General features: G+C 71.7%; 21 protein-coding genes. 6 read left to right on the top strand and 15 right to left on the bottom strand.

The window, feature by feature from the left end; all coding sequences use genetic code 11:
* Window positions 1-18 precede the first annotated feature (18 nt).
* From A6A25_RS38005 to A6A25_RS37945, 13 genes are all read right to left on the bottom strand, one after another.
* On the bottom strand, window positions 19-1,428 hold the full coding sequence (locus tag A6A25_RS38005; protein WP_073898749.1) for an alkaline phosphatase family protein: 1,410 nt from the start codon (window positions 1,426-1,428) through the stop codon (window positions 19-21).
* Window positions 1,425-2,531 (bottom strand): metabolite traffic protein EboE, encoded by a 1,107-nt coding sequence (eboE, locus tag A6A25_RS38000; protein ID WP_083668994.1) that lies wholly within the window; start codon window positions 2,529-2,531, stop codon window positions 1,425-1,427. The genes A6A25_RS38005 and eboE overlap by 4 nt, the downstream gene beginning before the upstream one ends.
* Window positions 2,528-3,379, bottom strand: a complete 852-nt coding sequence (locus A6A25_RS37995; protein WP_073898747.1) for a TatD family hydrolase — start codon at window positions 3,377-3,379, stop codon at window positions 2,528-2,530. The genes eboE and A6A25_RS37995 overlap by 4 nt, the downstream gene beginning before the upstream one ends.
* Window positions 3,379-4,791, bottom strand: a complete 1,413-nt coding sequence (locus tag A6A25_RS37990; RefSeq protein ID WP_073898745.1) for an EboA domain-containing protein — start codon at window positions 4,789-4,791, stop codon at window positions 3,379-3,381. The genes A6A25_RS37995 and A6A25_RS37990 overlap by 1 nt, the downstream gene beginning before the upstream one ends.
* On the bottom strand, window positions 4,788-5,642 hold the full coding sequence (locus A6A25_RS37985) for an SCO3242 family prenyltransferase (RefSeq protein ID WP_073898743.1): 855 nt from the start codon (window positions 5,640-5,642) through the stop codon (window positions 4,788-4,790). Before A6A25_RS37985 ends, A6A25_RS37990 begins: the two co-directional genes overlap by 4 nt.
* Complete coding sequence (locus A6A25_RS37980; protein ID WP_073898741.1) at window positions 5,639-6,796, bottom strand: inositol-3-phosphate synthase; 1,158 nt, start codon at window positions 6,794-6,796, stop codon at window positions 5,639-5,641. The genes A6A25_RS37985 and A6A25_RS37980 overlap by 4 nt, the downstream gene beginning before the upstream one ends.
* A gap of 148 nt (window positions 6,797-6,944) precedes the next feature.
* Window positions 6,945-11,744, bottom strand: coding sequence for a ThuA domain-containing protein (locus A6A25_RS37975; protein ID WP_073898739.1), 4,800 nt, complete (start codon window positions 11,742-11,744; stop codon window positions 6,945-6,947).
* A gap of 85 nt (window positions 11,745-11,829) precedes the next feature.
* The gene (locus A6A25_RS37970; protein WP_073898737.1) at window positions 11,830-12,687 is read right to left on the bottom strand and encodes a sugar phosphate isomerase/epimerase family protein; all 858 of its coding nucleotides are present in this window, start codon (window positions 12,685-12,687) and stop codon (window positions 11,830-11,832) included.
* A 30-nt stretch (window positions 12,688-12,717) separates the two neighbouring features.
* Window positions 12,718-13,899, bottom strand: coding sequence for a substrate-binding domain-containing protein (locus A6A25_RS37965; protein ID WP_073898735.1), 1,182 nt, complete (start codon window positions 13,897-13,899; stop codon window positions 12,718-12,720).
* A 25-nt stretch (window positions 13,900-13,924) separates the two neighbouring features.
* Window positions 13,925-14,932, bottom strand: a complete 1,008-nt coding sequence (locus A6A25_RS37960) for an ABC transporter permease (RefSeq protein ID WP_073898733.1) — start codon at window positions 14,930-14,932, stop codon at window positions 13,925-13,927.
* On the bottom strand, window positions 14,929-15,942 hold the full coding sequence (locus A6A25_RS37955) for an ABC transporter permease (RefSeq protein WP_073898731.1): 1,014 nt from the start codon (window positions 15,940-15,942) through the stop codon (window positions 14,929-14,931). The genes A6A25_RS37960 and A6A25_RS37955 overlap by 4 nt, the downstream gene beginning before the upstream one ends.
* Entirely contained in the window at window positions 15,939-17,441 is a 1,503-nt protein-coding gene (locus A6A25_RS37950) for a sugar ABC transporter ATP-binding protein (protein ID WP_073898729.1), read from the bottom strand. The genes A6A25_RS37955 and A6A25_RS37950 overlap by 4 nt, the downstream gene beginning before the upstream one ends.
* The gene (locus A6A25_RS37945; RefSeq protein ID WP_073898727.1) at window positions 17,438-18,571 is read right to left on the bottom strand and encodes a Gfo/Idh/MocA family protein; all 1,134 of its coding nucleotides are present in this window, start codon (window positions 18,569-18,571) and stop codon (window positions 17,438-17,440) included. The genes A6A25_RS37950 and A6A25_RS37945 overlap by 4 nt, the downstream gene beginning before the upstream one ends.
* Before the next feature lie 100 nt (window positions 18,572-18,671).
* On the opposite strand from A6A25_RS37945, the gene A6A25_RS37940 reads away from it, so the two are divergent.
* A complete protein-coding gene (locus A6A25_RS37940; RefSeq protein WP_073898725.1) occupies window positions 18,672-19,847 on the top strand; it encodes an ROK family transcriptional regulator in 1,176 nt (391 codons plus the stop codon).
* A 53-nt stretch (window positions 19,848-19,900) separates the two neighbouring features.
* Window positions 19,901-20,938, top strand: coding sequence for a family 2 encapsulin nanocompartment cargo protein polyprenyl transferase (locus A6A25_RS37935; protein WP_073898723.1), 1,038 nt, complete (start codon window positions 19,901-19,903; stop codon window positions 20,936-20,938).
* A 12-nt stretch (window positions 20,939-20,950) separates the two neighbouring features.
* On the opposite strand, the gene A6A25_RS37930 is transcribed toward A6A25_RS37935, so the two are convergent.
* Window positions 20,951-21,523, bottom strand: coding sequence for an LppU/SCO3897 family protein (locus tag A6A25_RS37930; RefSeq protein WP_073898721.1), 573 nt, complete (start codon window positions 21,521-21,523; stop codon window positions 20,951-20,953).
* Window positions 21,524-21,706: 183 nt separating this feature from the next.
* Between A6A25_RS37930 and A6A25_RS37925 the strand changes: the two genes are divergently transcribed.
* Both A6A25_RS37925 and A6A25_RS37920 read left to right on the top strand, forming a co-directional pair.
* A complete protein-coding gene (locus A6A25_RS37925) occupies window positions 21,707-22,228 on the top strand; it encodes a hypothetical protein (protein ID WP_073898719.1) in 522 nt (173 codons plus the stop codon).
* A gap of 192 nt (window positions 22,229-22,420) precedes the next feature.
* A complete protein-coding gene (locus tag A6A25_RS37920; protein WP_083668991.1) occupies window positions 22,421-23,968 on the top strand; it encodes a carboxylesterase/lipase family protein in 1,548 nt (515 codons plus the stop codon).
* A gap of 147 nt (window positions 23,969-24,115) precedes the next feature.
* Here the strand turns inward: A6A25_RS37920 and A6A25_RS37915 are convergent, their stop codons facing one another.
* On the bottom strand, window positions 24,116-24,724 hold the full coding sequence (locus tag A6A25_RS37915; RefSeq protein WP_073898717.1) for a TetR/AcrR family transcriptional regulator: 609 nt from the start codon (window positions 24,722-24,724) through the stop codon (window positions 24,116-24,118).
* 80 nt (window positions 24,725-24,804) lie between these two features.
* Between A6A25_RS37915 and A6A25_RS37910 the strand changes: the two genes are divergently transcribed.
* Window positions 24,805-25,401, top strand: coding sequence for a flavodoxin family protein (locus tag A6A25_RS37910; protein WP_073898715.1), 597 nt, complete (start codon window positions 24,805-24,807; stop codon window positions 25,399-25,401).
* Window positions 25,398-26,462 (top strand): NAD(P)H-dependent flavin oxidoreductase, encoded by a 1,065-nt coding sequence (locus A6A25_RS37905; RefSeq protein ID WP_073898713.1) that lies wholly within the window; start codon window positions 25,398-25,400, stop codon window positions 26,460-26,462. The genes A6A25_RS37910 and A6A25_RS37905 overlap by 4 nt, the downstream gene beginning before the upstream one ends.
* Window positions 26,463-26,481: the final 19 nt, after the last annotated feature.

The raw sequence follows: 26,481 nt of genomic DNA, 5'->3' as shown, positions 1-26,481 counted from the left end.
AGTCGCGTGCCGGTCGGCTCAGCGGTTGGTTCCCTTCCCGGGTGCGGGCAGGCCTTGCAGGTCGAGCAGCAGGTCGCGGACGTCGGTGGCGGCGATCCGGCCGGTGCGCTCGACCGCGGCCGGTACGGCGGGGTCGGAGCACAGCAGCACCGGGCCGTCCTCGGCGCGGTCGGGCAGTCGGCCATGGGTGCCGCGCACGCAGGTCGGGTCGAGCGGCACGACGTTCATGGCGTAGCGCAGGCCGAGTTTCTTGCGTGCCAGGTTCAGTCCCGCCTTGGCCTTGGCGAGTCGGTCGGCGGGGTCGAAGAACAGCTCGGCGGGGTCGTAGCCGGGTTTGCGGTGGATGTCGACGCCGCGGGCGAAGTCGGGTGCGCGGTTGTCGTCGGTCCAGTAGTAGTAGGTGAACCACGCGTCGGGTTCGGCGACGGCGACGAGTTCGCCGGAACGTTCGTGGTCGAGATGGACGGTGGCTTGCTCTTCGCGGTCGAGCACCACGTCCACGCCGGGCAGTTCGGACAGGACCGCTCTGGTGCGGGGGATGTCGGCCGGGTCGGCGACGTAGACGTGGGCGATCTGGTGGTCGGCCACGGCGAAGGCGCGGGAGGTCCACGGGTCGAGCAGTTCCCTGCCCGCCTGGGTGTAGACCTCCAGCAGCCCGGCTCGGCGCAGTGCCCGGTTGACGTCGACCGGCCTGCGGGCCGCGGTGATGCCGTACTCGGACAGCGCCACGACCGTGGCGCCGGCCGCTTCGGCGTCGGTGAGCAGCGGGGCCAGCGCGGCGTCGACCTCTGCGGCGGCCCGTGCGGCTTCCGGCCCGGAGGGTCCGAACCGTTGCAGGTCGTAGTCCAGGTGCGGGACGTAGACCAGCAGCAGGTCCGGGCGTTGGGCGGCGAGCACGTGCCGGGCGGCGCCGACGATCCACTCGCTGGACTTCAGCGCCGCGGTGGGTCCCCAGTACTGGAACAGCGGGAAGTCGCCCAGCTCGGCGACCAGTTTATCGTGCAGGGCGGGTGGGCGGACGTAGGCGTCGGGCGACTTGCGGCCGTCGGCGTGGTAGATCGGGCGCGGGGTGACGGTGATGTCGGTGGAGGCGCCCATGGCGTACCACCAGCAGATGTTCGCGGCGGTGTAGCCGGGGTGGGCGCGGCGGGCGGTCTCCCACAGCTTCTCGCCCTGCACGAGTCGGTTGTGCTGGCGCCACAGGTGGACCTCGCCGAGGTCGCGGAAGTACCAGCCGTTGCCGACGATGCCGTGCTCGGCCGGGGTGAGCCCGGTGAGCAGGGTGGACTGGGCGCTGCACGTCACAGCGGGCAGCACGGTGCCCAGCTCGGCCTGCCAGCCCCGGCGGCCGAGGCGGGTGAGGTTCGGCATGTGCGGCAGCAGGCCCGGTGTCAGGCCTACGACGTCGATCACGACCAACGGGTTCACGCGGCACCTCCGAGGTGGTCGGCCGCCCAGCGCAGTTCGGCGGCGATGCCGGCGGCCAGGTCGTCGACCGCGTCCGGCAGGACGGTCCAGGTGTAGGTCTCGACCTCCACGTGCGGCATGACCTCCGCGGTGGACCGGACCGCGTCGACCGCCGTCAGCAGCACGTCGGTGGTCGACGCGAGCGGGGCGGCGGGCCGGGCGTGCAGGGGGACGTGGAAGTGGACCCGCCACGGGTGTTCGGCGGGCAGGGTGTCGAGCGCTTCGGGCAGGTCGTCGGCGGCGAGCACACCGGTGGGCGTGTTCTCCCGGACCTGGTGCAGGTAGCGCGGTTCGGCGAACGCGGCGATGGCCCGCCTGCCCTCCTCCGTGCCGGGTTCGGCGACTTCCAGCGCGGCCGACGCCTGCACCTTGACCACGGAGAGCCCGCTGCGGCGGATCGCCTGCACCGTCTCGGCCGGGTCGGCGAACGACACCGCGAGGTGACAGGTGTCCAGGCAGAGCCCGATGTGGTCGTGGTCCACCCGGTCGGCCAGCCAGGAGACGGCGTCGGCGACGGTGTCCAGCACGCACCCCGGTTCCGGTTCGACCGCCAGCCTGATCGGCCTGCCGTGCCGTGCCGCCTCGTCGCGCAGGAAGCGGCTGACGATGTCGAGGGAGGCTTGGGCGCGCACGTCGTCGGCGGTGGTCCACGGCTCGCGCCAGGCCAGCGGCAACGTCGAGATGCTGCCGTAGTCGGCGGAGTCGGGCAGCAGGTCCGTGAGCACGGTCGCGCAGGCCATGGTGTACCCGGTGCGTCGGTGGTCGGTCCACGTCGGCTCGTAGACGGAGTGCTTGACCACGTCGTGGTGGAAGCCCCCGTACGGGAAGGCGTTGAGGGTGCTCACCTCCAGTCCCCTGGCCCGCAGGTCCGCCGCCAGGCGGCGTCGGGCCGTCCCGTCGTCGGCGAGGCCGCGGGCGACCGGTTCGGCCAGCCACAGCCCGAGCGCGAGCGTGTCGACGCCCAGCTCCTCCCGGACCGGGACGGCGTAGCGGTCGAGCTGCGCGACCACCCCGGCCAGGTCCTCGGCCGGGTGGACGTTGGTGCAGTACGCGATGGACGTCACGGGCGTTCGCCCCGCAGCACGGAGTTCCCGGCGAACGTGTCCGCGGGCGCGGCGTCGTCCAGCATCAGCCGTCCGCTCCGGCCGTAGAACTCGACCGGGTTGTGCCACAGCACCTTGTCCACTTCGGACTCTCCGAAGCCGGCCGCCAGCATCGCCAGGCCGGTCTTGTGCGTTTTGAGCGGATCGGACCGACCCCAGTCGGCGGCGGAGTTCACCAGCACCCGATCGGTGCCGTACTCGCGCAGGATGGCGACCATGCGGTCCTCGTCCATCTTGGTGTCGGGGTAGATGGAGAAGCCCATCCAGCAACCGGAATCGGCCACGGCGCGCACCGTCGTCTCGTTCAGGTGGTCCACGAGCACGCGTTCGGGTGGCAGTCCTGATTCGCGGACGAGGTCGAGCGTGCGGGCGGTGCCGGCGGCCTTGTCCCGGTGCGGTGTGTGCACCAGGGCGGGCAGCTCGTAACGCACAGCCATCTCCAGTTGCCGGGCGAACGCCTCGTCCTCCTCCGGGGTCATCGAGTCGTAGCCGACCTCGCCGACCGCCACCACGCCGTCCTTGGCCAGGTAGCGCGGCAGCACGTCCAGGACCGGTGTGCAGCGGGGGTCGTTGGCCTCCTTGGGGTTGAGCGCGATCGTGCAGTGGTGCGCGATGCCGAACTGCGCCGCGCGGAACCGCTCCCAGCCGATCAACGAGTCGAAGTAGTCGGTGAACGACCCCACGTTCGTGCGCGGCTGTCCCAACCAGAACGCGGGCTCGACCACCGCCCGCACCCCGGCGGCGTGCATCGCCTCGTAGTCGTCGGTGGTGCGGGAGGTCATGTGGATGTGCGGGTCGAAGATGCGCATCAGGTTTCGCTCCTCAGCAGGTCGAGCGCGTCGGCGGGTACCGCACGTCCGGCGGCACGGCGTTCGTCGGCGAACGCGGTGACCATGCGTTCCAGCTCCGCGTCCCCACGTCGGTCCAGTTCGGCGACGGCGGCGAGAGGAATGCCCAGGAACAGGCACTTGAGCACCCCGTGGCGCCAGGCGTGGACGTCGAGGTGACGTGCGGCGAACGGTCCGAGTGCCGCCGCGACGAGCCTGGTGTCGTTGCTGCGCAACGCGTCCTTGACGAGGTCGACCCCGGCCGCGGGCGCCTTGTCGCCGACGGAGGCGAGTGCGCGCAGGACACCGCGCCGTTCGGCGTCGTCGCCGTGGCGGTAGAGCGCGGTCAGCTCCTCGGCCACCGCGTCCGGCTCGACGGCCGCGGCGAACGCCACCAGCAACCGGACGCGAGCCCGGTCGTCCACGGTGCCGTGGACCACACCGAGCGGGTCGGACTCCGCTCGCACCGGTGCCCGGCCGACCGACCGCCCGACCGCGGGGAACAGGGTGCGGATGGCCGCCGGATCGGAACGCACGGTGCGCACCGCCTGGGCCAGCCACGGGTCGGGTAACGCCGTCCGCAGCGCGTTCAGGGCTCGGCGGGCCACGTCGGGTCCGCCGTGGCTGTGCCGGGGCAGTTCGACGGCGGCGAGGCCGGTGTAGCCGATCTCCTCCAGCGCGGCGAGCGTGGCGGCCAGGTCCAGCTCGCCCTCGCCGAACTCCAGGTGCTCGTGCACGCCGGGCAGCATGTCGTCCAGCTGCACGTTGAGCAGCAGGTCACCGGCACGGCGGATGCAGTCGGCGGCGTCCCGCGGCTCGACCGCGACGCAGTGGCCGACGTCCAACGTGATGCCGAGCAGATCGGGCGAGCCGAGTTCCTCGCGCAGGCGCAGGGCCTGGTCGAGGCGTTCGACCAGCATGCCGGGTTCGGGTTCCAGCGCGATCGGCACGCCGCGCCTGGCCGCACCGTCCAGGACCGCCGCGACACCGGACCGCATCCGTTGCCACGCCTCGTCGTCGTCCACGTCCGCGGGCACCACGCCGGACCAGAAGGACACGCAGTCGGCGCCGAGGTCGGCCGCGACGTCCACCGCGCGCAGCAGGAAGTCGACCCGGACGTGCTGATCGTCGCTGACGAGTGTCGGGTGGTGCTTGCGCCACGGGTCGAGCAGGAACCGCGCGCCGGTCTCCACCACGACGCCGAGGCCGAGGCGGTTTAGCCGCGCAGCCACCTTCTTCACCTGCTGCGCCAGGTCCGGGGCGAACGGGTCGAGGTGGTGGTGGTCGAGGGTGAGCGCGACGCCGGTGTAGCCGAGGTCGGCGATCACCGCGAGCGCGTCGTCCAGCCGGTGGTTGGCCAACCCGTTGGTGCCGTACCCGAGGCGGAACGTCATGTCGGCCCTACCTTCCGGCTCAGTCGACGGGCGAGGGGCAGGACGAGCGCGAGCGCGGCGGCGACGAGCGGTGAACCGGCCCGTGCCACGAGCGCGCTCTGCAACGGGACCATGCCGTGGATGCCGGTCTTCGTGGCCGAGCGGACCGCCCGCGCACCGGGATCGCGCAGGGCGGCCAGTTGGGCACGTCCGACCGTGGTCGCGTACGTCGCGGCACCCGCGACCGCGCCCAACCGGTGCTGCCACGTCCTCCCTGGTCGGGCGAGGACCGCCGCCGTGGTCGCGGTGGTGCCGCCGAGCACCGCCTTCGCGGTGGCCGGCGAGGTGCCGTGGACCTCGCCACGGGACAACACCGTGACGCCGAGGGTGTGGCCGGCCAGGACGGCGGCGGCGGGCAGCGCGTCCACCACCCGGTGCCGACCCGCGCCCAGCAGGACGTCCAACCCCCGGCACACGGCCATCGCGAGCGGTCCGGCCGCCGTGTCCTTCAGCACCGTGTCGTAGGACCACACCGCCGCCGCCAATGGCACCGCGACCGCCACCGCGTCCCGACCACCGGCCACCGCGGCGAGGCCGAGTCCGGTCGCGGTGAGCGCCGTAGCGGTGGCGAGCGCGGCACGGGGGCTGACCCGGCCGGACGGGATCGGGCGCTCGGGGCGTTCGGTCGCGTCCAAGTTGCGGTCGGCCCAGTCGTTGAGCGCCATCCCCGACCAGTACAACGCCACCGACGCCAACGGCAGCAGCAACCGCCTACCCCGTAACGGCACACCTGCCGCCGCGGCGCCGGCGAGCGTGTCACCCAGTACCGTCAACGCGGCGGGCGCCCGCACCAGTTCCGCGTACGCCCTCACGTCAGCTCCCCCGCCCACCGGTACAGCTCGCGGGTCTGCTCGGCGAACCGGTGCTCGTCGCTGCCCAGCGGGTCCTTGAAGAAGAACGCCAGCGCACCCAGCGCACCCGCTTGCCCGGCGGCGTGCGCCGCCGCGACCAGCCGGGCCAGGTCCAGCACGAGCGGCGCGGCCAGCGAGGAGTCCAACCCGGTCCACGTCAGCTGCAACGACATGCGCGCGCCGAGGAACCCCTCGAACGACACGTGGTCCCACGCCGTCTTCTGCTCACCCAGGTCCGGCACGTTGTCGATGTGCAGCGGCGCGGTGACGCCGTCGCCGAGCAACGCCGCGAGGCCGCGTGCCTTCGACTCCAGCTTGCTGTCCGCGTGCGCCGGGTCCTCCAGCGTCGCGCCGTCACCCCCGCCCAGCAGGTTCGTCCCCGCCCAGGACCGCACCCGCAACGCCCGCGCGGTGAACATCGGCGCGAGCACAGTCCTCAGCAGCGTCTCCCCCGTCTTGCCGTCCCGCCCCGCGTACGGCAGCCGTTCGCGGTGGGCGAGTTGGTCCAGCGCCGCCAACGCGATACCGGTGGACGGGGTGAAGTCCACGAACGGGCAACCCGCCGTGAGCGCCGCGTACGCCGCTACCGAACTGGGCGGCAACACCGCACGAGTCGGGTCGTCCAGCGCCTCCTCCAACGCCGCCAGGTCGTCGTGCTCGGGCGCGGCCGGTACGGGTGGTTCGGTCGAGGACACGTTGACCACGACCACCCGCGCCAGACCGTGCCGGTCGCGGAAGCCGGTGATGTCGGCGGCGAGCCGGCGGGCGGCCTCCGCCTGGCTACCCCGGTGCGTGACGGGGTGGTAGCCGGGTCGGATCTCCGCGTCGGCCGCGTGCAGTCGGTCGGTGACGGCGCTGAGCAGGCGGTGTGGCAGCACCCCGCTGTCCGCCAGCTGTTCGGCGCGTTTGACCAGCGGTGTGTCGGTGATGTCGTGCCCGCCGACGACCAGGTCGGCCCAGCCCGGCAGCGGGAGACCGGCGAACTCCGGCCGTTCGGTGACGCAGCCCGTCGGCGGCGTCAGGCCCGCCCGCAGTGCGAGCAGTCCGCTGATCGCCGTCGTCGCGACCGATCCGCGTGCCCCGATCAGCCACAGCCCGGTGGGTTCGTCCGTCATTGGCACCCCTCCTTAGCCAGCTCCACTGAAACCGGTCACCGACCGGTGCCGGGACGCGGAGGTCCCGGCACCGATCGGGCGGGGACGCGGTCCGGCAACCGCTCCCACGTGCGGGTCGACCGGAGCGCGGCGGCTCCGGCCACCGCGGTCAGCTACCGCCCGCCTGGCTCCGCAGCGCCGCGATCACCACGTCGGTGTCGGCGACGAGTAGGTCGCGCACGGCGAGGTCGCCCACCCTGCGGGAGACCGTGTGGCGGAAGCTCTCCAGCTCCTCGATCGCCTTGCCGGTCCTGCCCTCGAACAGCAGCCGGCGGGCGTCGTCCAGGTCGCGGTCGAGGCCCCGTGCGGTGGACGACGGGATCCGTCGTTCCGCGGCGAACCGGTCGACCAGCGCCTGGAGGTCGGGCAGCGAGGTGGTGACGGTGAACGACACCGTCACGTCACGCTTGTTGCCCGCCTTGTCGGTCGCGGTCAGCGCCAGGGTGTGCGCGCCGAGCGCGAGGGTGTGCAGGGCGATGGTCGTGCCCGAGGTGATGGGTCTGCCGTCGAGCGTGGCGGTGACCGTCGCGATCCCGGCGGTGGTGTCGTCGGCCTGCCAGGAGACCGCCTTGTCCTCGGCGTGGCCGTAGCTCACGCCGTCGTGCAGGCCGGTGACCTTCACGGTCGGTGAGGTCGCGTCCACCTTGACCGTCACCTCACCGGCCTGCGAGGTGTTGCCGCGCAGGTCCGTGGCCCGGTAGTGCACCGTGTGCGTGCCGTCGCCGGTGACCGGGAACGGCGCGCTGTACTGCGCCCACTCACCGTCGCCGATGCGGTACTCGGTGCGGGCCACGCCCGATCCGGCGTCCGCCGCGGTGAGGGTCACCGTCGGCGGCGTGGTCCACCAGCCGTCCGTGCCGTCGGGCTCGGCCGGGTTCACCGTCGCGGTGACCTCCGGCGCGGTCGTGTCGAGGCCGGACACCCGGAAGTAGTCGAAGTCGACCGTCACCGGGCCCGTGGTTTGGCTCGGGCCGATCGCCATCAGGCCGAACTTGGCGTTCGGCACGTCGTTGGTGACCGGGTCGCCGAGCGAGGTCCAGTTGGTGCCGCCGTCGCTGATCTCGCCGCTGTAGGTGTTGCCGGTCTTCTTCAGCCGCAGGTGCCACCACCCGCTCTCCGGTGTGCCGATGGTGATGCCCCGGTTGCCGCCGTTGCCGAACTGGCCGTTGTTCTCGGCGACGAGTTCCGCGCCCAGCGTCACGGCCTGGCCCGGGGCGTTGCGCGCGACGACGTCGAACTTCACGTAGTCGTCGTCGTTGCCGTACACCATGAACCCGGCCAGCTGCCACTGCTCGACCAGCGGTGCGGCCATCCTCGTCTCCAGCGTCCAGTCGCCCTCGGGCGCGTTCTGGAGGATGAAGTTGCGCGGGTCGTCGTTGTTGCCGCCGTTGATGTCGCCGGGCAGCGTCCGGACGCTGAGCAGGCCGTCGGCCATGCTCATGGACGCGAGGTCCGGTCGGACGACGGCGTCCCAGCGGCAACCGTCGAGCCGGTCACCGTCGAACTCGTCGTTGACCGGGGTGTCCGGGTTCGGGGTGTCGCAGGTGATCGGTGGCATCGGCGGGGTGCGCACGACGACCGGGGTGGACACCTTCTTGGACCGGCCCGCGGCGTCGGTGACCGTCACCGACGCGTGGTAGGTGCCGTTGCGGGCGTAGGTGTGCTGCACCGTGGCGCCGGACGCGGTGGTGCCGTCGCCGAGGTCCCACGCGTAGGTGAACGGCGCGTCGTTCTCCGGGTCGCTCGCCGTGGCGGTGAGCTCGGTGGTGAACGGCGCGGCGCCGGTCGCCGGGTCGGCGGTGACGACCACGTGCGGCGCGGCGTTGACGGACACGCCCTTGCCGATGAACGTGAACGAGTCGAGCGTGACCTGGTTGTCCGGGCCGCGGAACACCGCGACCAGCTTGACCGTGCCACCGGGGTCGGTGACCGCCACGTCCGGCGCGGTCGCGTACCGGTCGAGGCCGCCGGTCTCGGGCACCGCGATGGTGGCCAGCAGGTCACCGGTCGGCGAGTCCTTGCGCAGTTCGATCGAGCCGCCCGCGCTCGCGGATGCCACTCGCGCGGTGACGCGGTCGATCTGGTGGAAGTTCACCGGGGTGAAGGCGATCCAGTCGCCGTCGCCGAGGTCGCCGACCCTCTTGCCCGACTCGGCGGCGACATCGGGCGTGACGATGATGCCCGAGGACTCCTGGTGGAACTCGGCCTGCTTGTGCTTGGGCTGGATCACCGCGAGGTCGCGGCCGACCAGCGGCGGCAGGGCGCCCGAACCACTGTCGGTGTAGGACGCGTCGACGGAGTAGAAGATGTCCGCGTCGGCGTGGCCCTCGTCGACCAGGGTGGCGAACTCGCCCTCACACGCGTGGATCGGGTCGATCGGGTGCGCGTGCGCCTCGTGGCCGAGCGCGGGCTGGAGGACCGCCTTCGAGCAGTCCGGTTCGCCGTCTTCGGGGTCGGTGATGTCGAGGTCGAACGCCACCTCGTCGCCGAAGTCGAAGAACCCGCCGTCGACCGGTGAGGTCATCCGCACCGAGGGCGCGGTGTTGCCGACCGTCACCTGGACGTTGGTCACGCCGGTCTTGCCGGACGCGTCGGTCACGGTGAGCTGGGCGTTGTGGACGCCGTTGGACTGGTAGGTGTGCGTCGGCTCGGCCTCGGTGGACATGCCGCCGTCGCCGAAGGTCCACGCGTAGGTCAGCGGGGTGCCCTCGGGGTCGGACGACTGCGTGGCGGAGAACTTGACCGGCAGCGGCGCCTGGCCCGAGGACGGTGTCGCCGTCGCCTTCGCGGTCGGCCGCCGGTTGCCCTGCGTGTAGTCGATCCGGTAGATGCCGGAGTCGGGGTTGTCACGGCCGTAGCCGCCGCCCCACTCCACGACGTACAGGGCGCCGTCCGGGCCGAACTTCATGTCCATCGGGGCCAGCGGCGCGGCGCCCTTGAACCACTCGTTGATCTTGAGCAGGCCGCCCTGGTCGTCCTGCGAGAACGTCCAGAACTTGTTGCGCGCCCAGTCGTAGAAGAACGGCTTGCCGTCGTAGTACTGCGGGAACTTGACGTCCGAGGCCAGGTTCGGGTCGAACTCGTAGCGCGGGCCCGCCATCGGCGCCTCGCCGCCGGTGCCCATCTCGGGGAACTCGTCACCTTCGGCGCCGTTGCCGTACCAGACGGTCGCGGCCTTGACGGCGGGCAGATTCGTCAGGCCGGTGTTGTTCGGCGAGTCGTTCACCGGGTTCGCGCAGTCGAACTTCGCCTTGGAGGTGTTCGTGGCGAAGTCGAAGTCGTTGAACGGGGTGTTGTTGCCGACGCAGTACGGCCAGCCGTAGTTGCCGGGCTCCTTGATGACGTTCCACTCGACCAAGCCGCCGGGGCCGCGCGCCGGGTTGTCCCCGCCCGCGTCCGGACCGTAGTCGGCCAGGTAGAGCGTTCCGTCGGAGGCGACGTTGAAGCGGAACGGGTTGCGGAAGCCCATCGCGTAGATCTCGGACCGCGTCTTCTCCGTGCCCGGCGGGAACATGTTGCCCGCGGGGATGGTGTAGGTGCCGTCCGGCTCCGGGTGGATGCGCAGGACCTTGCCCCGCAGGTCGTTGGTGTTCGCCGAGGTCTTCTGCGCGTCGAACAGGTCGCGACCCGGGCGTTCGTCGATCGGCGCGTACCCGCTGGACTGGAACGGGTTGGTGTCGTCACCGACACCGACGTAGAGGTTGCCGTTCGGCCCGAACTCCAGGTAGCCGCCGGTGTGGCCGGGCTCCTCCCGGCGCGACGCGGGCACCTCCAGCAGGACCTTCTCGCTGTCGGGGCTGATCACGTTGCCCTGCGCGGTGAACCGGGACAGCCGGTTGATCTCGGCGGTGCCCGCCGGGGAGTAGTACACGTAGACGTGGTTGCTGGTGGCGAAGTCCGGTGCCAGCGCCAGCGACACCAGGCCGTCCTCGCCGCCGCTGTAGACGGGCAGGGACAACGCCGTCGAGGTGGTGTCGGTGGCGGGGTCGTGCACCCGGACCTCGCCGAGCAGCTCGGTGTGGAACACCCGCCCGTCCGGCGCGATGTCCAGTGAGGTCGGCGCGCGGGTGGCGTCGTCCAGCGTCACCTTCTCGAAGCTGGTGTCGACCGTGGCGCCGCAGTCGGACGGCACGACGCCCGCGGCGGTGCGGATGCCGCCCAGCACGTGCGCGACGAAGTTCGGCTCGGTGTAGTCGGCGGCGTTGTGGCCCATGCCGGTCGCCCAGACCCGGCCGCCCTCGGCGTCACGGCACCACGAGATCGGGTGGTCGTGGCCCATGGCCTCGGAACCCGGGTCGTAGGTCTTCTCGTCCACCTCGACCAGCGGGTGCACCTTGCCGCGCATGCTCGGCTTGAAGTTGTACCACTCCTCGGCCTTGCGCCAGCGGTCCGGCAGGTGCCTGGTCGACTCGTGCACCTCGTCGACCTGGTAGGCGGTGGCGGTGAGGCCGTTGGCGGAGTGCGCGGTCATGTGCGCGCCGCCGTTGACGAAGTCGTCCCACCAGGGGAAGGACGACTCGATGTTCATGTCGGTCGCGTTGTGGATGGCGACGATGCCGCCGCCGTCGTTGACGAACTTCTTCACGGCCGCGCGCTGCGCGTCGGTGTCCCAGACCATGCCGCCGTTCTGAAGCATGATGACGACGTCGAACCCGGCCAGGTTCGCGTCGGTGAACTGGTTGGCGTCCTCGCTGTGCACCACGTCGAAGTGGTGGTCGGCGGCGAGCTTCTCGACCATCGCCACGCCGGCCGGGATCGAGTCGTGCCGGTAGGCGCCGGCGGCGGTCTTGGTGAACAGCAGGGCTCGGAACTCGGCCGGTGCGTCGTGGCCGGGGTGCGCCGCCGCGGTCGCCGTCACCGACCCGGCCAGGACGAGCAGCGCCGACACGAGACCGAAGACAGTGCGCAAGCGGAATACAGGGGTTCTCACGATCCTCCACACGCTTTCTGTTCCGTCCGGCGTGCCGGCGCCGGTGAGTTGTGGGTGACGCCGGTCAGCCGGTGCCGATCACCTCCCTGAGGAACTTCAGCCCGTCCACGGCGAGCGCGTCCTGGGTCGGCGCGAGCGGGCGCCAGATGGACGCGGCGGTGGCGATGCTCGCGTTCTCGCCGGTGAAGGACTCGATGCACAGCGGCCCGGTGTAGTCGGCCTGGGCGAGCGCGGTGACGATGTCGGGCCAGTCGAGGTGGTCGTCGCCGGGTGCGCCCCGGTCGTTGCCGCACACCTGCACGTGCGCGATCCGACCGGCGGCCGACCGGATCGCGTCACCGACGTGCTTCTCCTCGATGTTCTGGTGGTAGGTGTCGACCGCGACGCCGCAGCCGTCCTCGGGCAGGCCGTCCAGGGCCGCGAGGGTCTGCCCGATGGTGTTGAGCAGGCTGGTCTCGTAGCGGTTGAGGGGTTCGACGGCGACCCGCACGCCCGCCGCACGGGCGTGCTCGACCACCGGCGCGAGGTTGTCGCGCAGTTCGGCGATCCGGTCGTGCCGCTCCTGGCCCGTCATGCGCCACGTGCGGCCGACCGACGCGTAGGCCGGACCCGCGATGACCGGCGAGCCCACCTCCGCCGCGATGTCCACGACCCGCCGCAGGTAGTCCTGGGTGGCGGTGACGGTCGCGGGGTCGGCCGTGACCAGTTCCCGGCCCGGCGGCATCACCAGGCACACGGTCGCGGCGAGCCCGTGGTCGGCCAGCACGCGCGTGGCGTGCGCCGGGTCCCAGTCGTCGACTTCCTCCACCGGGAGTTCGAGCACGTCGAACCCCCACCCGGCCACCCGCGTGGCCAGTTCGGCGAGCGTCGCGTCGCGCAGGGGTGACGTCCAGACCCACGTGCTCACACCGATCGCGTGCACAGTTCCTCCCTCCGGGCCGGGTAGCGGGTCCTACTTCCAGGGCGCGGGGTAGCCGGCCATCGACTCGCAGCCGCACATGGCGTAGTGCAGCGGCGGCATGTCCTGCTGGACGAAGTCCGTGAGCCTGTCCTCGGTGATCTTCGGCTGCGGCAGCACCCACTCCTTGGGCACCTGCTGACCGTTGAGGATCTTCAGCGCGGCGATGACCGGGGTGCGCCACTGGTAGGTCGGGTAGGTCGGGGCGACGGCGGTCATCTTCTCGGCCGCCCAGGTGCGCAGGAAGTCCTGCTGGTCCTCGCCGACGAACGCCGGGATCGGCACGCCCGCGTCCTGGAACGCCTCCACGGCGGCTACGGCGGTCGCGCCCGCGTCCATCCACACGCCGTCGATCTGTCCCTCGCGCTGGATGTAGTCGTTGACGATGCTCTTGGTCTTGGCCGCGTCACCGTCGGTGAACTCGACGCCGACGACCTCCAACCCGCTGCCGGAGAAGATCTCGTTGGCCGCCGCCCACCGCTGCTCCAGCACGTCGACACCGGGCAGGATCCGCAGGGCCAAGACCTTGCCACCCGCCTTGACCTTCTCCTTCAGGAACTCCGCGCCGTCCGCGCCGAACGCGAACCCGCCGATCGGGTGGATGAACGTGACCGGGCAGGACGTGTTGACGCCCCGGTCGAACACGATCACCGGCACGTTCGTCTGGCACGCCGCCTCGATGGCGGGGGTCAGCGTGGCGGTGGTGTTCGGCGACACGACCAGCGCGCTGCACCCCTGGGAGGCGAACGACTGGATGTCGCTGATCTGCTTGTCGTCCTTGCCCTCCGCGTCGAGCACGGTGAACTTGGTGATCTCCGGGTGCAGCTTCACCTCCTCCTTCATCGTGGTGAACCCGACCTGCCGCCACGGGTTGTTGACCGCCGCGTTGGAGAAGCACAGGTGGTAGTCGCCGCCCGGCTTGGCGAACTTCGCCGTGTCGACCAGCTCCGGCGCGAGCATCTGCTCCCACGGCTTGTCGGCCGGGCCTTCGGCGGTGGTCGACCGGAACTTCAACTGGCGCTCGTACTCTGCCTGGTCGAAGAACTCCGACCTCGCGCCGGCGGCCTTCGACGCGCCCGTCGTGCCGGTCGCTCCGGTGTCGGCGGGCAGGTCGCTGCTGCAGCCGGCCACGGCCAGCAGGCCCGCGACGGCCACGACGGACCACTTCCTGTTCATCGGTTCTCTCCTTGTGCGGCCGGTACTAGCGGGCAGCGGGCTCGGGTGTGCCGGCGCGGCGCCGGAACCCGAGCTTCTGGTTGACGCCGAGGGCGGCGTAGGCGACGGCGGCGATGATGATCACGCCCTGGACGGCGGACTCCAGCGCGCCGGCGACGCCGAGCAGGTTGAGCAGCGAGAACAGGGCTTCGAGGGTCAGCGCGCCGGCGGCCGCGGCGACGACGGAACCCTTACCGCCGCCGAGCAGGACGCCGCCGAGGACGACGGCGGTGATGGCGCGGAACTCCAGTCCCTCGCCGACCTGCGCCGACACGCCGGCGAACCCGCCGAGCAGGATCGCGGCCAGCGCCGCGAGCAGACCGGACAGCGCGAACGCCAGCACCTTGAGCCGGTCCACCCGCCCGCCCGCGAGGCGGACCGAGTTCGCGTTGTCCCCCACCGCGACGAGCGTGCGACCGGTGCCGCTGCGCATGAACAGCACCGCGGCGACGAGGACGGCCAGCAGGATGACCACCGACCACGGCAGGTGGCCCAGGACCGGCAGGTCGACACCGCCGCGGCCGAACACGCGGAACGACGGTGACAGCGCGCCGCGCGGCGCGCCGCCGGTCCACAGGAACACCGCTCCGTCGAGGATGAGCAGCATCCCGAGGGTCACGATGAACGACGGCACCAGCAGCTTGGTCGTGACCAGCCCGTTGACCAGGCCGACCAGCAGGCCGAAGCCCAGCAGCAGCGCGATCACCCACGCCGTGTTCGCGTCGTCGCCTTCGATCAGCCGGGCGGCGATCACCACCTCGGCGGTGACCAGCGAGCCCACCGACAGGTCGAACCCGCCGGAGACGATGACGAAGTACTGGCCGATGGCCAGCAGCACCAGCGGCGCGGCGCGCTTGAGCAGCGCCAGGTAGCCGGTGGGTTCGGCGTAGGCGGGACCGGTGAAGGCCAGCGCCACCAGCAGCACGGCCAGCACCGCCAGCACGGGTGCGGTGCCCTCGGCCAGGCGGGGACGCCACGTGGTCGGCGCGGTCACGCGGACCTCCTGGTCAGCTTGCGGCGGGCGTAGAGCGCCACCGCGACGATGAGGACGACGCCGCGCACCACGTCCTTGAAGAACGGGTCGACCGCGAGGTCGTCGAAGACGGTGTCGAGGGTGGCCAGGATGAGGACGCCGCCGATCGTGCCGACGACACCGCCCCGACCGCCCGCCAGCGCCGCGCCGCCGAGCACGACGGCCGCGATGGACTCCAGGTCGTAACCGGCGTCCGTGCCGACGTACGGCGCGCCGGACCCGAGCCGGCTGGCCAGGAACACCCCGGCCAGCCCGGCGGCGACCGCGCACAGCACGTGGGCGGTGACGATCGTGCGGCCGGTGCGCACGCCCGACAGACGCGCCACGTCGATGTCGCCGCCGACCGCGTAGGTGTGGTAGCCGGCGCGGGTGCGCTTGAGGTACCACCACGCCGCCGCCGCGACGAGCAGCATGAGCAGCACGCCGATCGGGACGGGGCCGATGCGGTCGAACCCGAGGTGCTGGAAGGCGCGCGGCACGCTGCCCGCCGGGCCGGTGTAGTTGTCCTCCAGGTAGCCGCGCAGGATCAGCGCCACGCCGAGGGTCGCGATGAACGCGTTGACCTTGAGCACGGTGACGACCAGGCCGTTGACCAGGCCGACGACCGCGGCGACGCCGAGCGCCAGCAGCACACCGGGCACCATCATCCCCTCGCTGCCCGCCATGGTCTCGGCCGCGACGAGCGAGCACAGCCCGACCAGGTAGGCGACGGACAGGTCCAGCGACCCGGTGATGATCACGATGGTCTGGCCGACCGCGACCAGCCCCAGCACGGTGCTGCGGGTCAGGATGTTGAGGATGCCGCCCTGGTCGAGCAGCACGCCGCCGTCGAGGGCGACCAGGACGCTGCCGACCACCAGCAGGGCCACCAGCGCCAGGTAGACCGTGACGGTCGGGGTGAAGCCGAACCGGCGACCGCCGTCGCGCCGGACGAGGTTCGCGAGCTTGGCCTTCTCCTGCACGACGCTCATGCCACTTCTCCCGTGGTGTGCCCGGTGGCCAGGCCCATGACGGCTTCCTCACCGGCGCCCGCGGGCAGTTCGCCCGCGATCACGCCCTCGTGGACGACCAGGACCCGATCGCTCAGGCCGATCAGCTCGGGCAGTTCGGAGGAGATCATCAGGATCGCGACCCCGTTGCGCGCCAGGTCGCGCAGCAACCGGTGCACCGCCTGCTTCGCGCCGACGTCGATGCCGCGCGTCGGCTCGTCCACGACCAGCACGCGCGGTCCGACGGCCAGCCACTTGGCCAGCACGACCTTCTGCTGGTTGCCGCCGGACAGGTAGCGCACCTCCTGGTGCTCACCCCGCGCCACGACCGCGACCGACTTCAACAGCTCGCCGAGGTCGGACTTGCGCCGCCCCGGGCCGCCGGTCAGCGCCGCGCGGCGGACCAGCAGGGCGTTGTCCCGGATGGACTGCCGCAACGCCAGCCCTTCGCCCTTGCGGTCCTCGGTGACATAACCGATGCCCAGCCGCACGGCCGCACGCGGGTCGGTGATCCGCCGCTCGACGCCGTCGACTTCGAGCGTGCCGGTGGTGAACGGCTCGACACCCCAGATCGCCCGCGCGATCGCGGACCGCCCGGAACCCTGCAACCCGGCGATGCCGACGATCTCGCCCGCGCGCAGCTCGAACGTGATGCCGCGGACCCGGTCGTTGCCCGCGCCGCGCAACGCCAGCCGCACCTCGCCGAGATCCTCGGGTGTCGCGCGATCGGGGTAGAGGGCGTCGAGCGAGCGCCCGACCATGTGGCGCACGAGCTGGTCCGAGGTGAACTCGCGGGTGAGGGCGCAGGTGACGAACGCGCCGTCCTTGAGCACCGTGATCCGCTTGCTCAGGTCGAACACCTCGCGCATCCGGTGCGAGACGTAGAGGATCGCGATGCCCCTGGCGCGCAACCGGTCGACCAGGTCGTACAGCAGCTCCACCTCGTGGTCGGCCAACGCGGCGGTCGGCTCGTCCATCGCCAGCACCCTGGCGTCGGTGGACAGCGCCTTGACGATCTCCACGACCTGCTTGCGCGCCACCGACAGCCGGGTGACGGTCTCGGCCGGGTCGATCCCCTCCTCGCCGAGCCAGTCCAGCAGGCGCCGGGTGTCGGCCTCCATCTTCCGGCGGTCCACCTGTCCCCGGCGGACCGGCTCGCGGCCGAGGTAGACGTTCTCCGCGACGGTGCGGTGCTCCAGCAGGTTGAACTCCTGGTGGATGATCGCGATGCCCGCCCGCTGGGCGTCGCGGGGCGTGGCGAACACGACCGGCTCACCGTCGACCTCGATCCGGCCCGAGTCGGGCCGGTGCACGCCCGCGAGAACTTTGAGCAACGTGGACTTGCCCGCCCCGTTCTCCCCCATCAGCGCGTGCACCTCGCCCGCGCGCAGCTCCAGGTCGACACCGCGCAGCACGGGCACCCCGAGGAAGCTCTTGGTGATCCCGGTGAGCCGGACGACGACGTCCCCGTCGGCGGTCATCGATCCACCTCGATCCACGCCCCGGCGGACGCGGCGGAGGTCAGGACCGCGTCGGTGACGCGGACCGCCCGCAGGCCGTCGGCGAAGGTCGGCAGCCCGTCCGGCAGGTCCTCGCCCAGCACGGCGCGGTAGGTGTCGGCGACGAAGGCGTCGAAGCAGTCCTGGTAACCCTGCGCGTGCCCGGCCGGCAGGCGCGCGTACCGGGCCGCCGACGGCGACAGGGCTTCGGGGTCGCGCAACAGCACCTGGTTGCCGCCGCGCCCGCCCACCCACAACCGCTCCGGGTCCTCCTGGTCGAACGCGAAGCTGGCCTCGGTGCCGGAGACCTCCAGGTGCAGTCGGTTCTTCCGGCCGGCCGCGACCTGCGAGACCACCATCGTGCCCAGCACCCCGGACCCGGTGGTGAACTGCACGACCGCCGCGTCCTCGGTCGGCGTGGCCCACGAACGCGGTCGCGGCTGGACGGCCACCGTCTGCGCGGACAGCCGGTGGATCCGGTCACCGGTCACGAACTCGACCAGGTCGCACCAGTGCGAGCCGATGTCGGCGAACGCCCGCGAGGGGCCGCCGACCGCCGGGTCGACCCGCCAGTCGTCGTCGGTCGGCCGGGACAACCAGTCCTGCAGGTACCCGCCGCTGACCGTGGACACCACACCGGCCTGACCGGCCGCCAGCCTCGCCCGCAGCTCGCGGACCATCGGGTGGAGCCGGTAGACGAACGGCACCGCCGCCACCCGACCGGCGGCCTGCGCGGCGCCGGCCAGCGCGGTGGCGTCCTCGACACCGGTGGCCAGCGGCTTCTCGCAGATGACGTGCGCACCCGCGGCCAGCGCGGCGTCGACCGCCTCGGCGTGCCGGACGTTGGGCGTGCACACGTGCACCACGTCGGCGCCTGCCTCGGCCAGCAGTGCGTCCAGGTCGGCGTAGCCGCGTTCCGCGCCGACGGCCTTCGCGGCGTCGGCCGCACCGGTCGCGGTGCCGGCCACCGCGGCGACGACCTCGGCACCCGCACGCCTCGCCGCTTCGGCGTGCACCCGGCCCATGAACCCGGCACCCACCACGGCGATCCGCAGGGTCCGAGGCCCGGTACGACCGCTCTCTGCCGGGTGAGTTAGCTGGGTCACAGTCATGTGGCGAACCGTAGGGAGGCTAATGGCGGATGTCAATCAAAAGTCGCGTAGGTTTCGGCGAAGTACGGCATATGTCCCGGGTCTCTGGTTCAATCGGGGCGTGAAAGAAGACCCCTTCCCCGGAGCCGCCTCAGCCGGCGAGCTGTTGCGCCTGCTCCGCGACGGCGTGCCACGTACCCGCACCGAGCTGACTTCGGTGACCGGCCTGGCCCGGTCGACCGTGCGGGCCAGGTTGGATGCCCTGCTCGACGCCGGCTTGGTCAGTGAAGGGGGCAGCGAGGCGTCGACCGGCGGTCGACCGGCGGGCCGCTTCGTGTTCAACGCACGGGCGAGGGTCGTCCTCGCCGCCGAAGTGGGAGCCACGCACGCCACCGTGGCGGTGACGGACCTGACCAGCTCGCCGCTCGCCGTGCGCCGCATCGAGCTGGACGTCGCCGACGGTCCCGCCGTCGTCCTGCCGGTGCTGATCAAGACCTGGAGGGCGTTGCTCGGCGAAGCCGGGCTCGACTCGGTGCAGCTCGCCGGGGTCGGCATCGGTCTGCCCGGACCGGTCGAGCACTCGACCGGTCGACCGAACAACCCGCCGATCATGCCCGGGTGGGACAACTACGACGTCCCCGGTCGCGTCACCGCCGAGCTCGGCGTCCCGGTCCTGGTGGACAACGAGGTGAACCTGATGGCGTTGGGCGAGCACACGAAGTGCTTCCCGGACGCCGACCACGTCATCGTGGTGAAGGTGGCCACCGGTATAGGTTCCGGTTTCATCAGCAACGGCGAGCTGCACCGCGGCGCCGTGGGCGCGGCAGGCGACCTCGGCCACATCGCCGCCCCGTACGCGGGCGACGTGCCGTGCCGCTGCGGCAACACCGGCTGCCTCGAAGCCGTCGCCAGCGGCTCGGCCATCGCCGCCGCGTTGCGCGCCAAGGGCATCGACGCCCACACCAGCGCCGACGTCGTCACGCTGGTGCGGGCGGGAAACCTCGAAGCCGGCCAGCTCGTCCGGCAGGCGGGCCGCACCATCGGCGACGTCCTCGCCGCCTGCGTGAGCATGTTCAACCCGTCGCTGATCGTCGTCGGCGGCACCCTCGCGCTGGCCGGCGAGATGCTGCTCGCCGGGGTGCGCGAGGCGATCTACCGGCGTTCACTGCCGCTCGCCACCGAGAACCTGCGCATCGTCCCGTCCCAGGTGGGTGACGACGCGGGCGTCCTCGGCGCGGCCGCGATGGTGGTCCAGCACGTGCTCTCACCGTCCGTCGTGGACCGTCAACTCGCCTGACCGGCGGGCGCGACCCCACGGCGGCTTCCCGTCCGACCGACCGGAGGTTCGTTGTGCCGCACGAAGCCATCGCCCGGGCCCGGAAGGTGAGCGAGGTCCTGTCGTGGGGTCTCGGCATGGTGCAGCCGGCCCTGCGTGCCGCGGTCGACGGGTTGCCCGCTGCCGTGCGCCGGGTCGCCGGCTACCACCTGGGGTGGTGGGACGAGCACGGCGAGCCGACCGACGCGGCCGGCGGCAAGGCCATCCGCCCGGTCCTGGCCCTGCTGGCGGCCGAGGCGGTCGGCGGTGCGGCGACCGCCGCCGTACCGGCCGCCACAGCGGTGGAACTGGTGCACAACTTCACCCTGCTGCACGACGACGTGCTCGACGGCGACCGGACCCGGCGGCACCGACCGGCGGCGTGGCACGTCTTCGGCGTGCGCGACGCCATCCTGACCGGGGACGCCCTGCTGGCGCTGGCCTTCGACGTGCTCGCCGCCGGCGGCCACCCGGCCGCCCTGGACGGTGTGCGCACGCTCAACGCCACGGTGCTCGGCCTGGTCGACGGCGAACACGCCGATCTCGCCTTCGAGGACCGGCACGACATCAGCGTGGCGGAGTGCGTGGCGATGGCGGAGCGCAAGACGGCCGGTCTGCTGGCCTGCGCCTGCGCCCTGGGTGCCTCGTTCGCCGGCGCCGAGCCCGCCGCGGTCGCGGGGCTGCGTGACTTCGGCCTCCACCTCGGGGTGGCGTTCCAACACGTCGACGACCTCCTGGGGATCTGGGGCGACCCGGCGGTGACCGGCAAACCGGTGCACGGCGACCTGCGCGCCCGCAAGAAGTCCTTACCCGTGGTCGCCGCGCTGAACTCCGACACGGCCGCGGGCCGGGAACTCGCCGCGCTGTACGAGGGCGACGGCCATCGCATCGCCGCCGAACCGGCCCGCGCGGCTCGACTGATCGAGGCCGCCGGCGGCCGGTCCTGGAGCGAGCAACAGGCGGAACTGCTCCTCACCCAGGCCCTGCACAAGCTCGACTCGGTCAACCCCCGACCCCGCGCGGCGGCGGAACTGACCGACCTCGCCCGAACCATCGTCCACCGCGACCGCTGAAACGCGATCGCGTCACGGTATCGAGAAGCAGTAGGTGGTCGTCACCTCCGGGTACGCGAACGATTCGAACGTGCCGGGGCGGCAGGCCGTCTTGTCGAGCGAGTTCGTGAGGACCTGTACCCGCGCGCTCAACCCGGTGCACTCGCTCTTCGGCATCTCCGCCTGGAACAGGCCCAGCCGGTAGCACTGGCCGTCTGCGAACACGGGTACCAGACACAGCCCGAGCGCGCCGCTCCACATGTACCGCGCGTACTGGTCCTTGTTCGTGCCGGAGGCCGACCCGCAGTCCTCGCCCTTGCGCTGGAGGCTGCCGACGACGTAGTTGTGCGTGCCCGCGGCACAGTCCACCGCGCTGTACTCCGCGTCCGGGACCGAACCCGTCAGCCGCACGCACGCACCGACGACGGGTTCGTTCGGGTCCGGCGCCCGGCTGCCGGAGAGGGGAACCGGTCGTGTGTCGGCGGTGTGGTCGGGCTCCGGCAACATGGTCACGTAGTAGACCGCCAGGCCCACGACGAAGATCAGCACCACGCCGACCACGAGCAGCGTCCGCAGGACGCCGGTCGACGGCCTCTCCGGTGCCAAGCCGTGTTCCTGCGGCGCGAATCTCTCAAACGGATCCGACATGGTTCCCCCCAACCGAGTACGAGCGCATCCTAAGCCGCGTACCCGACGTCGTCGGGAAGGCGCCGGTGTCGCAGGTCGACGTCGCGACGGCCTGCGGCAAGTGCGGCTAACAGACGATGAGACCGAAGCGACAGCAGCGGTGTGGAGTTCGACTACGGCATCGACGGGTACGAGCCGCGATGGCTGCGCGGGTGGCGGGTCGTGCGAGCCGAGCACGGTGAGCGGCTGCGTGGCCTGGTCGGCCGGGTGCTCACCCGCGGTTGGCTGACGGTGGACCCGGAAACGGACAGGTGGTTCACCCAGTGCCCGGTGCTGCTGGACTTCGAGGGCGAGCAGGTCGAGATCAACCACAAAGCGGCCTTCGACGTGTCCATCACCTGGAACACCGTCGATCCGACCCGACCGGTGGTCTCGCGCAACCTCCGATGGATCTGGCGCGATGACATCGCGTCCGAACTGGTGCTCTTGCGCGGCCAGACCGTACGCGCTGTCGACCTGCTCGAGTGGTTCGTCCACGACGACATCGAGGACGACGAGGTCCGCGACATCGCGGTCGCCCTCACCATCGGCAACACCGAGCTCGTGATCTACGACGAAGCCGACGACACCCGGCTGCGCACCGGCCCGCCGACCCCGTGGCACCGCCGCCACCACATCGGCTGACCGACCGTCCACGTACCCGGAGCCCTCGTCCGGCGGCCGCGCGTTCGATCGCCGCGAGCGGTGCTCATGTGGAGGGAGGTTCGTGCCGGCCGTCGGTGCGGCCCGGCTGCCATCGGCCGATGACCGACCGGAGCTTGAGCTTCAATCGATCGGTTGATGTGTCCGGTCGGTCCGACTGCCACTGTCTGGATCATGAAACAACTCCTGGGTGTGGTGGTCGCGGTCGGTGCGTTGGTGCTGGGTGCCGCGCCGGCCGTGGCGAGCGACCACGCCGCGGTGCGTACCGACGCCGGTCTGGTGCGGGGCACCACGAACGCGAATGTCCGTTCCTACGAGGGGATTCCCTACGCCGCGCCGCCGGTGGGTGACCTGCGCTGGCACTCACCCGTGCCGCCGGTGCCGTGGTCCGGTGTCCTGGACGCGACCCGGCCGGGCGATCGCTGTCCACAAGCCAGTGTCGGCGGCCGACCGGCCAGTGCCAGCGAGGATTGCCTCTACCTCGACGTCACCGCACCGCGTGGGGCCAGGAAGGCGCCGGTGCTGGTGTGGCTGCACGGTGGCGGGCTCATGAACGGCGCCGGTAGCGACTACCTGCCGACCCGGCTGGTCAGGCGAGGCGGTCTGGTCGTGGTGACCGTCAACTACCGGCTGGGCAACCTCGGCTTCTTCGGCTTCCCCGGGCTCGCGAACGGCGGCGCGTTCGGTATCGAGGACCAGCAGGCGGCGCTGCGCTGGGTGCGGCGGAACATCGCGGGGTTCGGTGGCGACCCGGACAACGTCACCCTGGCCGGGGAGTCCGCCGGGGCGCACTCGGTGTGCGCGCAACTCGTGTCGCCGGGCGCGGCCGGGTTGTTCCAGCGGGCGATCGCCCAGAGCACGCCCTGTGTACCGGGTTCCTCCGCCGGCGTGGGCTTGCGGCCGCTACTGGACGTGCCGCTGTTCGTGCCGCACGAGTGGCAGCAGGGGCATGGCCGGAACGTCGCCGCCGGTCTGGGCTGCACGACGCTCGAGTGCCTGCGTGGCAAGCCCGTGTCGGACCTGCTCGCCGCGCCGGCGTTTCCCTTGCCCGCCTTCGGGAACACGGTCCTGCCGGAGGACCCCGCGGTGGCGGTGCCGGCCGGGCGGTTCAACCACGTGCCGCTGCTGACCGGCATCACCCGTGACGAGGGCACGTTCTTCGCGCCGCTGCTGTTCCCCGATCTCGGCCCCGACGGCTACCTGACCGCGTTGACCGGGCACTTCGGTCCGGACGCCGCGGCGGTCGCACAGCAGTACCCGCTCGAGGAACACGCCGGCTCCGCGGTGCGGGCACTGGCCGCGATCATGACCGACCTCGACTGGGCGTGGCTGCAACGCGCCGCGGATCACCGGTTCGCGGCCGAGATGCCGGTGTACGCCTACGAGTTCCTCGACCGCACGGCTCCGGCGATCCCCGAGTTCCCGTCCGGTCACGAGCCGCTCGCCGCACACGGCTCCGAGCTGCGGTACCTGTTCGACCTGCGCTCCGACGACGCGGTCCTGACCACCGCACAACGCCGCCTCGGCGACCGGATGATCGACTATTGGGCCCGCTTCGCGACCACCGGCGATCCCAACCGGCCCGGCCTGCCGGCGTGGCCCCGCGTCGACCCGGCGGACGCCACGCCGTACGTGCAAGGCCTCGACCTCCGCCGGATCGGCCCGTTCGACCGGGCGGCGGAGCACAACCTGGCCTTCTGGGACGCGCTCGCACGCCAGTGATCAGACCGGACCAGCGGCTGGGCCGTTCCGACCGGGCACCGCGCCCGTGCCGGGGCCAGGTGCTCATCGACCGTCTCGGTGTAGTCGATCGCGCCCCAGGCGGCACGGCTGACCGCCGGTCACCGAGCCGACCAGGTGACCGATTGACTACCCGGCTGCCGGGTCGACCGTCACCAGTCGTCGTACGTGCGGCCACAGACCGTCGAGCGGTCCCACGTCGCCGGCGAGTTTGGCCAGCAGCACGGCGCCTTCGATCTGCGCGACCACGGCCCGCGCGGTGGTCCGGTCGGCGTATCCGGGGGCGACGCTGCCGTCCTGCGCGCCCTCGGCGAGTGCCGCGTGGACCAGTTCGGCCTGTTCGTCGAAGGCGGCGGTGAGGTGCTGCTGAACGGCGACCTCCTGATTGCTCAGTTCGACTGCGAGGTTGCCCAGCAGGCACCCGTCGACCCGGCCGGTTTCCTGCCACGTCTCCTGCTGTGTCCCGACGAGCCAGGCGACGAGCCGCTCAAGGCGTTCGACAGCCGGTTCAGGTCCGCTGAGCAGCTGACGCCAGGCGGTCCGCTGCGCTTGCCAATGGGTGTCGATCACTTCGATGGTGAGTGCCTGCTTGGACTCGAAGAAGTGGTAGAAGCTGCCCTTGCGGACATCGGCCCTGGTGCAGATCTCGGCTACGCCGATGGCCGCGTAGCCGCGGGTGTGCAGGAGCTCACAGGCGCTGTCGCGTAGCCGGTCACGAGCGGTGCTGGTTCGGCCCATGCGGTGAGTATACGGGCGGTCAACTATCTTTTAGTTGACCGGTCGTCTACCTTGGCGGCATCTCTCGGAAGGAGAGCGACATGTCGATCAGTGTCGTCATCGCGTACCACAGCGGCTACGGCCACACCGCACGCCAGGCTCAAGCCGTCGCATCCGGTGCGGCATCGGTCCCCGGTGTCACCGCCACCCTGCACAACATCGCCGTACCGGACGAGCCCCTGTGGCAGGCGCTCGCCGAGGCCGAAGCGATCATCTTCGGCACGCCGACCTACATGGGCAGCCAGTCCGCCGTCTTCCAGGCCTTCGCCGAGGCCAGCGGGCCGGTCTGGGCGCAGCAGGGCTGGCGTGACAAGATCGCCGCAGGGTTCACCACGTCCGCTGGTGTCAACGGGGACAAGCTGAACACCCTCTCGTCGCTGGCGGTGTTCGCCGCCCAACACGGCATGCACTGGGTCTCACTCGGCCTGCCGCCCGGCTGGCTCTACACCAGCGACGGTGATGTGGAAGATCTCAACCGACTGGGCGGCTTCCTCGGCGCGATGGCGCAAGCGCCCTCCGACGCCGGCCCGGACGATGCACCCGCGCCGGCCGACCTGCGCACCGCCGAACACCTCGGGCGCCGGGTCGCCCGGGTCGCGGTCGAGCTGAGCCACGGCCGACTGGCCGGTGCGGCATGAGCGCCCGCCTGACCGGACTGCTCGGCGTCGACGTCCCGATCATCCAGGGTCCGTTCGGCGGTGGCCTGTCCAACGTCGCGCTCACCGCCGCGGTCAGCGACGCCGGTGGCCTCGGTTCGTTCGGCGCGCACCACCTCGATCCCGACTCGATCACGGCGCTCGTCGCCGACCTGAAGTCGGCGGTGTCCGGGGGCCGGCCGTTCAACGTGAACCTGTGGGTGCCACACCCGCGGGAGGCAGACCTGCGCCCGGCACCGGCGGACCTCGAACGGCTCCGGCCGCTCTACGAGCGGCTCGGCATGTCGGCGCCGACCTCGTACGCACCCCCGCCGGTTTTCGACGATCAGATCGACGCCCTGCTGGCAGCGCGGCCACCGGTGATCAGTTTCGTCATGGGCGTGCCGTCGGTCGACGTGGTGACCGAGGCGCGCCGCCACGGGATCGTGACGATCGGCACCGCCACCACCGTGGACGAAGCAGTGGCCGTGGAAGCCGCGGGGCTCGACATCGTGGTCGCCTCCGGCAGCGACGCCGGCGGGCATCGGGGCGCCTTCCTGCGGCCGGTCGCCGAGTCGCTCGTCGGTACCTTCTCGCTCGTTCCGCAAGTGGTCGATGCCGTCAGCATCCCTGTCGTCGCGGCAGGCGGAATCGCCGACCGCCGCGGTGTGCGCGCGGCGCACGCGCTCGGCGCCGCAGGCGTGCAGGTCGGAACCGGCTTCCTGGCGACGACGCAGTCAGGGGCAAGCCTCGTCCACAAGGCTGCCCTCACCGGCCCCGACGCCCGGATCACCGTGCTCACCCGGCTGTTCTCCGGCCGCCACGCACGGGCGATCATCAACCCCCTGATCCGGGAACTCACGGCGGAGGAGGCCACTGTGCCCGAGTACCCGGTGCAGAACGCGTTGATGCAGCCCTTGCGCCGAGCCGCCGCCGCGCGCGACGACTCGCGATACGTCAATCTCTGGGCGGGACAGTCGGCGGCGCTGTCGCAGTCGGTCACCGCGCAGGACTACCTGGCCAGGCTGACGACCGACGACGGCAACCGGTTCAAGAGCAGCTGAGGCCGATCGGTGGACGGAA

It is taken from the genome of Saccharothrix sp. CB00851, assembly GCF_001905065.1.
Lineage (GTDB): Bacteria > Actinomycetota > Actinomycetes > Mycobacteriales > Pseudonocardiaceae > Actinosynnema.
Note: the sequence above shows the minus strand (reverse complement) of the source record. Positions and strands in the feature narration are given on the sequence as shown.